This window comes from Mesorhizobium sp. M1A.F.Ca.IN.020.06.1.1 (assembly GCF_004023265.1).
In the GTDB taxonomy this organism is placed as follows: domain Bacteria; phylum Pseudomonadota; class Alphaproteobacteria; order Rhizobiales; family Rhizobiaceae; genus Mesorhizobium.
This window is the reverse complement of sequence record NZ_RZSR01001652.1, coordinates 1-617: the sequence shown is the minus strand read 5'-3', so window position 1 is coordinate 617 and position 617 is coordinate 1. Positions and strand designations below refer to the sequence as shown.

Annotated in this window: 1 protein-coding gene; it reads right to left on the bottom strand. The window is 59.8% G+C overall.

Annotated features, from left to right (window positions below; genetic code table 11):
• A partial coding sequence (locus EOA60_RS36150) for a sugar ABC transporter permease (RefSeq protein WP_164899933.1) occupies positions 1-617 on the bottom strand: 617 nt, incomplete at both ends.

Sequence of the window (617 nt, the reverse complement as noted above, 5' to 3'; positions counted from 1 at the left end):
GCATAGACCGAGAGCAGGAAGATCGTCTGGATCAGGATGACGACTGTGATGGCGCGCGACATGTGCGGCAGCGTCAGATACCAGAAGCGGCTGAGGAAGCCGGCGCCATCCATCTCGGCGGCCTCTTTCTGCTCACCATCAAGCGATTGGAGCGAGGTGAGCAGGATCAGCGTCGCGAAGGGCAGCCATTGCCAGGCGACGATCAGGATGACGGCGGTCAGCGGGTGCTGACCGAACCAGTCGATCGGGTTGGCGCCGAAGAAGCGGGCAATATCGGCAAAGACGCCGTATTGCGGGTGCATGATCATGTTCTTCCAGACAAGCGCCGCCACCGGCGGCATGACGAAGAACGGCGAGATGACCAGGATGCGCACGAAGCCCTGACCCCAGATCGGCTGGTCGAGCAGCAGCGCCAAAAGGATGCCGCCAATCACGGTGATGGCCAGGACACTGACGACGATGGTCAGTGTGTTGATGATCGACTGCAGGAAGGCGGGGTTGGAGTAGAAGAGCTTGTAATTGGCGAACCAGACGAACCCATCGCGGATCGGATTGAGCGGGTTGTACTGGAGGAACGAGAACCACAGCGTAAAGACCAGTGGCACGATCATCCAGAC